Genomic DNA, 2,827 nt, shown 5'->3' on the forward strand with positions numbered 1-2,827 from the left:
AATAATTCTATAGCTTTATAGATTATGATTCAACCTTACTTCTCAAAACTCTCTTTTGTTTGATAACTCTTAGAATAGAGGCCACTTATTGTGCGTCCTCAATCAATGATACTACAAAGGCATTTAATTTAGTCAATTGAATTGGGTAGCTCCACCAAAAACTTCCCCGAAGCCCTGCAAACCATGCTGGGTCCTGACACCCTGGGTCTCTCCCCCCAGAACATCTCCCGGTTGAAAGCAAAATGGTAAAAGGAACTCACGATCTGGAGAAAAAGGGATCTCACTGGTTGAAATTGTATTTTCAGAATGGATTAAAAGGGATTGTTGTGAAGGAACACCAGTTATCTGGTCGGGGCGAGAGGATTTGAACCTCCGGCCCCCTGCGCCCAAGGCAGGTGCGCTAAACCAAGCTGCGCTACGCCCCGACAATCATGGATTATAACAAAATCTAACGTGAATAACAATAATGTTGAAGAAAAAAGTCCTAAAAACACTTATGGGGAGTTGGACTAGCGTCCAACTCCCCATAAGTGCAAGGAGGGGAAAGATTCTTTATATTTTTAAAATTTTTATTTTTAGTCTTTTATAATTTCTCTGCCCTGTTCCAAAGGACATTATATAATTATTTTAAAGAATGTCAAGAGTTCTTTTAAAAATATTTCAAATTATTTTTTTATCTGAGAAGAAACCACTGCTCCTAAGGTTTCTCCTTCCCCTTTATGCTTACTATATATACTTAAAGCCTCTTCCAGAGACATACCCTGAATTAACTCTTGATATTTAAAGGGGAATTCCCATCCTAAACCAATTCTTTCATAAAAAGATATCATTGAAGAGAGTGAATACACGGTTTCAAAACGACTCAAATACATGCCAAGAGTATAATTTTTTGTTTCTTCAAATTCTGTTGCGCTCATATAAACTAAGTTATTGAATTCCTTACGAAAAACCTGAATTATCTCCTCAAAGAATGGATAAGAAAAGCCAGCATAAGCGCAGATGAACGAGGATCCAATAAAAGGTACATATATTGAACCGACTTGGTAACTTAATCCTAATTCTTCACGAACTTTCAAAAAAAGCCGGGAATACATGCTCCCTCCTAAGCAGTTCGACAAAAGTTCAAAAGCTGTTCTTCCCCGAACATCAAAAAGGGAAGGTGCCCGGTAACCAATTACCATCCAATTATCCTGAATATCCTTTTGTTCAACAATCCGTAAAGATAAAGGATAAAAATTGTCTTCCTTAAAAGGCTTTACCTTTTGAGGAATGAGCTCTCCCATTTGATGCAGAAATACATCTTTCATCTTGCTAAGATCAAAATTACCCACTACTGCAATAACCATATTATTTGGAACATACCAGTGACGATACCATTCCAATATTTTTTTTTCAGTAAAAGTTTCCAGACAATCAGGTTCTCCAAGGGTAGATGACCCATAGGGGTGAGTTCCATAAAACGCTTTTTTAAAACGGAGAAGAGCCGCCTTGAGAGGATCGTCGTCAAGAGCAGCAAGTTGCTCGATTAAAAATCTTTTTTCCTTTTCTATTTCCTCTTTTCTCAATGCTGGACTTTTAATCAATTCGAAGAAAAGGGCAAGAATAGCAAATATTTGCTCGTTTGGTCCTTCAATGGCAATCTTTCCAACAAAACTATTTGATGAGCTTTCTATTGATGCGCCAAGTGATTCAATTTCACGATTGAAAGTAATCGCATCTTTAGTTTGGGTCCCCTTTACAATTGCCTCCTGTAAAAGCGCTGAAAGGCCTCTTTCTTTTTCGTTTTCGAATAAATTTCCCATAGCCAGGCAAAGATGGATTGAGCATAATAAAGAATCAGGAATAGAGAGAAATAAGAGGGTTAAGCCATTTTTCAAGCGTACTTTTTCTACCTGCTGTTGTAATTCGTTCATCGATGATCCTCAGGATTGATAATAACACTTACTGCAAAATTAAAATCAAGATATTTTTTTAAAACATCAATTATCTGCTTGGTTTGAACATTTTGCATATTCTTCAAATACCGAAAAACGGTATCAATAGTATCAATAGTATCTAAACGCCCCAATAATTCGGCACTTCCTAAGGTAGTTTCAATAGAATGATAAAAGCCACTCAATAAAAGGTTTTTAGCTCGTTTAATTTCAATATCTTGAGGGGGATGATTTAACAACAATTCACATTCTTCCTGAATTATAGCTTCAATTTTTTTAGGGTCACTATTAGCAAAGGTGAAAATGATGCTGAATATCCCGGATTCTTGATAATAGGAAAAATTGGTATGAATTGAGTCAACCAACTGTTCCTTTTCCCTCAGCCGGGCATTGAGACGGGAGTCAATTCCATCTCCAAGAATAACTGATAAAAATTTGAGCAGACAAAAATCATCTTGCCGAATTCCTGGTCCCAAAAAACCAATAGCTCCATAATGATGGTGTATGTCCATGTTGATTTCGATTCTTTTTCTTTGTACCTTAGGAAGAGGAGGAAAGGAGCTAAACAAATTCTGCAGTGGTTTTCCCCCATTTTTGTAAAATTGATCTATTTTCTCGAATAACTGATTTTCAGGTAGGTCTCCACAGACTACCAAGGTAAGATTTGAGGGGTGATAAAAGTATTCCTGGTGGTATATAAAGTTCTCCCTTTTCAAGTGAGCAATGGTATCCTTTGATCCCAATATTGAACGTTCATAAGGAGTTCCTGAAAAAACTTCATGATAAAGAGTGGTAGCGAGTTTTTCTTCCGGATCGTCTTCGTCTAAATGTATCTCCTGAATGATTACTTTTTTCTCACGTTCGATATCAATCGGATTAAAAAGTGGATTGTT

The 2,827-nt window shown here is 36.8% G+C and carries 2 protein-coding genes and 1 tRNA gene; all 3 read right to left on the reverse strand.

Annotated elements, in window-relative coordinates; translation table 11 throughout:
• Positions 1-346: 346 nt before the first annotated feature.
• Positions 347-425, reverse strand: a tRNA-Pro gene (locus PLK24_RS10290).
• Positions 426-665: 240 nt separating this feature from the next.
• The gene (locus PLK24_RS10295) at positions 666-1,913 is read right to left on the reverse strand and encodes a M16 family metallopeptidase (protein ID WP_324478844.1); all 1,248 of its coding nucleotides are present in this window, start codon (positions 1,911-1,913) and stop codon (positions 666-668) included.
• Positions 1,910-2,827: M16 family metallopeptidase (locus tag PLK24_RS10300; protein ID WP_324478846.1), on the reverse strand; the 918-nt coding region annotated here is incomplete at its 5' end. The genes PLK24_RS10300 and PLK24_RS10295, both read right to left, overlap by 4 nt.

Source organism: Atribacter sp., assembly GCF_035418125.1.
In the GTDB taxonomy this organism is placed as follows: Bacteria; Atribacterota; Atribacteria; order Atribacterales; family Atribacteraceae; genus Atribacter; species Atribacter allofermentans.

Bases quoted from the DNA above. Each gene is read 5' to 3' on its own strand.
- PLK24_RS10295 (WP_324478844.1), bottom strand. From the start codon at position 1,913: ATGAACGAATTACAACAGCAGGTAGAAAAAGTACGCTTGAAAAATGGC.